Origin of the sequence: Paracoccus haeundaensis (assembly GCF_006239215.1) — a bacterium.
In the GTDB taxonomy this organism is placed as follows: Bacteria; Pseudomonadota; Alphaproteobacteria; order Rhodobacterales; family Rhodobacteraceae; genus Paracoccus; species Paracoccus marcusii.
The window spans coordinates 1-6,241 of the sequence record NZ_VDDC01000071.1; the positions used below are offsets into that span (position 1 = coordinate 1).

At 56.8% G+C, this 6,241-nt stretch carries 5 protein-coding genes and 1 pseudogene; 4 read left to right on the forward strand and 2 right to left on the reverse strand.

Translation table 11 applies throughout. The features are described from left to right. Positions 1-24: 24 nt before the first annotated feature. Complete coding sequence (locus tag FHD67_RS19610; protein ID WP_139599775.1) at positions 25-906, forward strand: recombinase family protein; 882 nt, start codon at positions 25-27, stop codon at positions 904-906. Between the two features lie 104 nt (positions 907-1,010). Beyond that, positions 1,011-2,174 carry an ATP-binding protein gene (locus FHD67_RS19615; protein WP_139599776.1) on the forward strand — a complete coding sequence of 388 codons (1,164 nt, stop codon included), beginning with the start codon at positions 1,011-1,013 and terminating at the stop codon, positions 2,172-2,174. 52 nt (positions 2,175-2,226) lie between these two features. On the opposite strand, the gene FHD67_RS19620 is transcribed toward FHD67_RS19615, so the two are convergent. After that, positions 2,227-2,919 carry a DnaA N-terminal domain-containing protein gene (locus FHD67_RS19620; RefSeq protein WP_139599777.1) on the reverse strand — a complete coding sequence of 231 codons (693 nt, stop codon included), beginning with the start codon at positions 2,917-2,919 and terminating at the stop codon, positions 2,227-2,229. A 354-nt stretch (positions 2,920-3,273) separates the two neighbouring features. Here FHD67_RS19620 and FHD67_RS19625 point away from each other — a divergent pair, with 354 nt between their 5' ends. Both FHD67_RS19625 and FHD67_RS19630 read left to right on the forward strand, forming a co-directional pair. Next, positions 3,274-4,584 (forward strand): AAA family ATPase, encoded by a 1,311-nt coding sequence (locus FHD67_RS19625; protein ID WP_139599778.1) that lies wholly within the window; start codon positions 3,274-3,276, stop codon positions 4,582-4,584. Next, positions 4,581-5,633: a ParB/RepB/Spo0J family partition protein gene (locus FHD67_RS19630; protein ID WP_139599779.1), complete on the forward strand. Its 1,053-nt coding sequence runs from the start codon at positions 4,581-4,583 to the stop codon at positions 5,631-5,633. The genes FHD67_RS19625 and FHD67_RS19630 overlap by 4 nt, the downstream gene beginning before the upstream one ends. A 425-nt stretch (positions 5,634-6,058) precedes the next feature. Here FHD67_RS19630 and FHD67_RS21010 read toward each other — a convergent pair. Continuing rightward, a pseudogene (locus FHD67_RS21010) lies at positions 6,059-6,217 on the reverse strand (recombinase family protein); the annotation flags it as partial. Between the last annotated feature and the right edge of the window lie 24 nt (positions 6,218-6,241).

Below are 6,241 nucleotides of genomic sequence, written 5' to 3' on the forward strand. Positions count from 1 at the left end.
ACATGTTATGAAAGATGGCCCTCCATGCCGCTGATTGGCTATGCCCGCGTCTCTACGGACGATCAGACCCCCCTGCCCCAGGCCCTGGCTCTGGGAGCGGCAGGCTGTTCAGTCATCCGCGCGGAACACGGCTCCGGTGGCAACCGCGCCCGCCCCGTCCTGACGAGCGTCCTGGACGGTATCCGTAAGGGAGACACGCTGGTTGTCGTTCGGATCGACCGACTGGCCCGGTCCCTCTCGCATCTGCTGGAGATCATCGAGCAGCTCGAAGCAAAGGGTGCGTTCTTTCGCTCGATCGAGGATCCGATCGATACGGCATCGCCCCAAGGCAAGTTCACGCTTCAGGTGCTCGGGGCTGCGGCCGAGTTCGAGCGGGCATTGATCCGCGAGCGCACCAAAGCGGGACTGGCCAGCGCACGTCTCGAAGGCCGGATCGGCGGAAATCCCGGTCTGCGTGCCCGAAACCCGGAGGCGCTTCGCAAGGTACGCCTAGCGCGGCATGATGGCTATATGGAGCGTCTGGCCAACACGGCGACCGAGTGGGTGCCCTATGTCCGTCGCCTTCGCCCGGAAATGGCGTGGGAGGACGTGCTGCGCATCGTCAATGCCCCATTACCGGAAAACCGCCGTTGGACGCAGCCACGGCTGCTGCGGGCCACTCGCGCCTATGTGTGCGAAGGCTTCCTGCCCGCGACTGTTATGAGGCGCGCAGCAAGGCGCCCGACAGATGACCGCTTGCCTGCCCTTATTGCCGCAATCAAAGGCGCCGACGCAGGCATTACACTGCAGGCAATTTGTGAGCGTTTGGAGGCTATGCGAGAGAGGACACCCCGTGGGAGGACTAAATGGCAGCCCTCCTCCGTCAAGATGCTGCTCGGGCAAGCCGAAAAGTTGGGAATGATTTGATTGACCCTAGGAATACGCGCGCACTCCATCGCAGATCAACGTTTCTTCTCAGCTTTTCGTTAATATCCTTGCAATTCTTCCATCTTGTGGAGTAATTGCAAGGTATGTATACGCGCCGAGCCAATCAGATCGTTCTGTCAGCCCTTGAAAATCAGGCGGCAGTCGTTCTTCTCGGTCCCCGGCAAGTAGGGAAAACAACTCTTGCTCTGTGGGTCGCCGAACAGCAACCGTCGGTCTATCTGGATCTGGAACGCAGTTCTGATCGACGAATCATGATCGAGCCAGATCTCTATCTGGATGAACAGGCGGGAAAGCTAGTCATTTTGGACGAGGTTCAGCAGCTTCCAGGACTGTTCAAAAGCCTTCGTGGTCAGATAGATACGCGACGTCGCCAAGGGTTTCGTACCGGACAGTTCCTGCTGCTCGGGTCAGCATCGAACGTCCTGTTGCATCAATCGGCAGAATCGCTCGCTGGACGCGTCCGCTATATTGAAATGCCGCCCCTTCTTCTTGACGAAGTAGGTACGGATCGGCTTAACGACCTTTGGCTGCGGGGAGGGTTTCCCGACAGCTTCCAAGCCGATACCAATAAGACCAGCTTGGACTGGCGTAAGGATTTCCTACGCACCTATCTGGAACGCGATATCCCGGCCCTGGGTCCGCGGATCCCTGCAAACACCTTGCGCCGTTTCTGGACCATGCTGGCGCATGCGCAAGGCGGACTGCTGAACGCCGCTGCACTGGCCGAGGGCTTGGGCATCTCGGGCCAAACAGTTGGACGCTATCTTGACCTGCTTGTCGATCTGATGCTGGTCCGACGCCTTCAGCCTTGGCATGAGAATGTTGGCAAGAGACTGGTCAAGTCACCTAAGGTCTTTGTCCGGGATAGCGGTCTTGTTCATGCCCTGCTTGGACTAGAGACATTTGAAGACCTGCTGGGTCATCCCGTGGTGGGCGGGAGTTGGGAGGGGTTTTGCCTTGAGGCCCTCATTGCGGCTGCACCAGCAGGAACCGAACCATTTTTCTATCGGACCTCAGCGGGAGCGGAGGTCGACCTTGTCCTGCGGTTTCCGGGCGGCGGAACTTGGGCCATCGAAGTCAAGCGGACGACCACACCGAAAGTATCACGGGGGTTCCACCTGGCGGTTGCAGACATCAAGGCCGATCAAGGCGTCCTGGTCTATGCGGGGGAACATGATATCCCGGTGGCTCAGGGACTAAGGGCCATGCCGCTGGCTTCGGTTCTGGAAACGTTGCGGGGCCTTTGAAAAACTCATAACCGCCGTGTCGAAGTGGTGTAGCAGTCCGAAGGGAGGCCGCTCAGAATATGATCTCGACCTTTCTGATCGCGCCGAACTCACTGCTCGCCACGTCCTGCAAGCGCTTTTGATGATGCGTGACGATGTACTTTGCCACAAAAGAAGACGGCGCCCGAAGGCGGAGCACTGTCTGCTCAAAATCCTCGAAAACCAAAGCGGAAAACCAGCTTTTATAGAAATCTGGGTCCATATCAGCCAGGCGCACGCATGTACGCCCCCATGCCGTTTTCTGCGGATCATCCGTCGCCATCATAGGACGAAAGTTAACCCGGACGACTGTCGGTCCGACGGCATCCGGGCATTGCCTGTTAGTATCCATCCTGGCGGCAAAATCAGGTCCAACCTCTTCCCAATGGGATTCACTTCTTCGATAGATCTCGCGCTGGTTCAGCCGATAGGCGGCTACCCGGCCCCGTACGCCCGGCCGAAGTTGAATAAGAATCTCGTTTTCCAATAGCCGCTTGATCTCTCGCTTGACGGTTCGTTCATCCACCGACCACATCCTTGCAAGGTCACGCTGTCCAACCGTCAGCTCGTCCAGCTTCCAGTTGTAGCGGGCCGTGACCAAGGCCACTAGGCGAAGCATGGAGGTTTGAAAGACGGCTTTTCCGTGGAGGCCGGCAATGGCCATAGCTGTCAGAAGGTCATATTTTTGAACCGAGGCGTGCGGCCCGGTGGATCTTGTCGCCTTCATTGCCGCCCCCTAGCATCTCTCTCGGCATCTTCGACCGATTCTGCTCTATGCTATGAGAGTGATTAAAATCCTGCAATCTGTCAACGAGTAACTAAAAGCGCGATTAGCGCTGACGTCCACTAAGATTGACGAAAATCTGGTTATATAGGTTATAGGTGACAGCTTGCGTGTCACCCTATCGCCGTTCTGGTGTCACCGAAACGGTCACATCTTGGTCAAATATGTCCCCGTATCCGTCCGAAATCGCGTTCTTAGATGGATCTCCCCAACATTGGCAAAACGCAGAACGCCGGATTTGCTTTTCTGGCGTTTCGCGTTATTCAGAAGGGGAAGCCATAAAACGCGAGCCGAGACATGCGGGACCATACTCATCTTCAAGGAATGAACGAACGCAGCCTTGCACAGCAGGCAGCAGTCAGGAAGGCAACGTTCTCACCTTCCGAAAAAAAGACCCTACGGCCCTTCTCAATCTGGGAAATCAGTCAGTTCATGTTTGACATCCCGGCGGACACGCTTCGCAAAAAGCTGGCGGATGATCCCTCCTTGCCACAGGGGATCGTGGAAGAGGACGGACGTCAGCGCTGGTTCACCCTGAATGAGATCAATGAGCTGCGCCGCAGGCTGCGCTTTCGAGGAAAGACTTTGATGCCAAAGCGCCCGCCCGGACGCGCGATGCGGATTGCGGTCTCCAACTTCAAGGGCGGCGTGGGCAAGACGGTGGTCGCCCATCATCTGGCAAATGGCGCCGCACTGGACGGCTATCGCGTGTTGGTTATTGACTTTGACCCCCAGGCCACGCTGACCCATTCGATGGGTCTGGTCGAGGTCAAGGAATGGAATACTGTTTGGGGGATCATGTGCCGTGACCTGTGCCGCGAGGCCGACCGCATTGTAGCTGCATATGACGACCCGGCCGATTGCCCCTACCCTTCCTCTGACGAACTGCCCGAAGATGTCCAATCCATCGGTGCACAACGCGCACAGGACTTTATTCAGAGAACTGCTTGGTCGACGATCGATGTAATTCCCAGCTGCGCGAATGCTGCCTTTGTCGAATTCGCAAGTGCGCAGTATCGGGCACTTCATAAAGCCTGGAGCTTTTTTGGCTGCATTTCCAGATATCTCGATGAACTTCCCGACGACCAGTATGACATCATCATTTTCGACTGCCCTCCGGCCATCGGCTATCAATCCCTCAACGCTGCATTCGCTGCCGACATCCTCTACGTGCCTTCGGGTCCGGGGTACTGGGAGTACGACTCGACCACCAGCTATCTGGGCCAGTTAGGCGACGCGATGGAGGATATCTCTTCTGGCTTCGCGACGCTGGCCCAGGATGCCGGGATCAGTCTGCCCAAGAAATTCGATGACGTCAGGCTGCTAATGACCCGTTTTGAAGCGTCGAACCCACTACATATCGCGATGATGGGTGCCTTCCGGAACGTCTTTGGCGATGATGTTTGCAAGAATGCCATCGAGATGACTCGGGCGGTCGAGCAGTCCGGGCGTTTCCAGCAATCGGTCTATGAGCAGGACTATCGACAGATGACCCGTGAGACATGGAAGCGCGCCAGACAGAGCTTTGATACCGCCTATATTGAGTTCCGAGAGACCGTGCTTCGCGCATGGGATGGCAAAAACAGCAATGGGGGTATGGGTGCATGAGCGGGAAGGGAAAGTTCGGTTTCGATCCCTTGGAGCCAGCCAGCGTCAAGCCACGCAAGCGCGAAGTTGGACCGATGGGTGCGGCGGTTCGCGAAGCCGCGGGAAGCCTTGCCGAAAGCACGGAGACCTTGATCGAGCAGCGCCGTCAGAATGCGTCAGATGCCAAGGCCTTCAGGACAGCGCAGGGTGAAGGCCGGGTGCTCGAGATAATTCGCGTCGACGATATTAGGACTGACGACCTTCCACGCGACCGTATCGATCTTGCGGCGACCGCGGGTTCTGACGAGATGGAGGAACTAAAAGCGTCCATTCGTGCCCGTGGACAGAAAGAGCCGATCGAGGTCTTCAGAACCAACGCAGGATTTCAGTTGAAGAAGGGCTGGCGACGTTTGACGGCTTTGAAACAGTTGTGGCAAGAGACCGGCGATACGCGCTTCGCAGTCGTGACGGCGCGGGTTTCGTCAGGTCCAGCAGATCGCATAGACCTTTACATCGACATGGTCGAGGAAAACGTCATCCGTGAGGACCTAAGCTTCGCCGAGATGGCGCAGGTGGCCATCACTGCGGCGGCTGATGCTGGCATGGAAGGGCAGGGGGCCGATATTCTTGTGGGTCGGATCTTTGCATCGCTTCACAAGATGAAGCGGTCTTACATCCGAAGCTTTGTTTTCTTGCTGCAGGAACTTGGCGATGTGTTGCCTTATCCCAAAGCGATATCGCGCAATTTGGGGGTCGAGGTTGCTAGGAGGATCCAGGCCTCCCCCGAAGTCTTAGTGTCCCTTCGAAATGCTCTAGCATCGGTTAGGTCGGCGGAAGAGCAAACCGAGGTGCTGTCACGGCCACCGGCCGCTTTGGCAGGTCGGGGCACTTCGGGGCGCGGGGGAGATCAGAAGAAGGCGGTGAAATATGAATTTCACGTCGGTGAGGCAAAGGTAACAGCGCGGAAGGGTGAATGCAGAATTCTCTCTGGCACCGACTTTTCTTCGATCGACAGGAAGCGCCTTCAGAGCGCAATTGAAGCATTTCACAAGGTGTTGGATGAGAAGTAACCCGCGGGTTACGCGTCGATCTGAATGCGCGTAACCCATTGGACACAGTTGTCGTGCAGGTGCCAAGGCGGTGGCTTATCGGCGGATCATCTACGCCAACCAAAATTACTAAATTCTATTGCGGCATCGGCACTAGCATATTAGCAGCCGCCTGTACAAACCACCCAGCACTGCTTGGGCGTAGATTGGGAAGCGGAGATCCTTCTGGGTCAAGGCTGAAATGCATAATCTATGTCCAACCAAGCCCAGCAGCCTAACTCTTCGCACGCCTACAGTTGCGGCGGTGCCCGAGCGGGGTGTTGAGCTTAAGATAGCAAAATATAGCCTACGAGCCTACGAGCCCGCTGTAGCAGGTCAGGTCACCCATTCCGCTGACTTTCCGCTTCACGCATCGGAGCTCTCTAAGCCTACGCACGTATCTATTGTATCTTCATTTGAAATCGCGCCAGCACAGGACACGTGTGGTCACCGTCCAAGGCTTGTTCCTCAAGAACCACGGCACAGCCTGCGGCCTTCGAAGCCTGGGCCTGAGGCAGGGGGGTCTGATCGTCCGTAGAGACGCGGGCATAGCCAATCAGCGGCATGGAGGGCCATCTTTCATAACATGT

Excerpts from the sequence above, each read along its gene's own strand:
- FHD67_RS19610 (WP_139599775.1), top strand. The coding sequence starts at position 25 with ATGCCGCTGATTGGCTATGCCCGCGTCTCTACGGACGATCAGACCCCC.
- FHD67_RS19615 (WP_139599776.1), top strand. The coding sequence starts at position 1,011 with ATGTATACGCGCCGAGCCAATCAGATCGTTCTGTCAGCCCTTGAAAAT.
- FHD67_RS19625 (WP_139599778.1), top strand. The coding sequence starts at position 3,274 with ATGCGGGACCATACTCATCTTCAAGGAATGAACGAACGCAGCCTTGCA.
- FHD67_RS19620 (WP_139599777.1), bottom strand. The coding sequence starts at position 2,919 with ATGAAGGCGACAAGATCCACCGGGCCGCACGCCTCGGTTCAAAAATAT.
- FHD67_RS19630 (WP_139599779.1), top strand. The coding sequence starts at position 4,581 with ATGAGCGGGAAGGGAAAGTTCGGTTTCGATCCCTTGGAGCCAGCCAGC.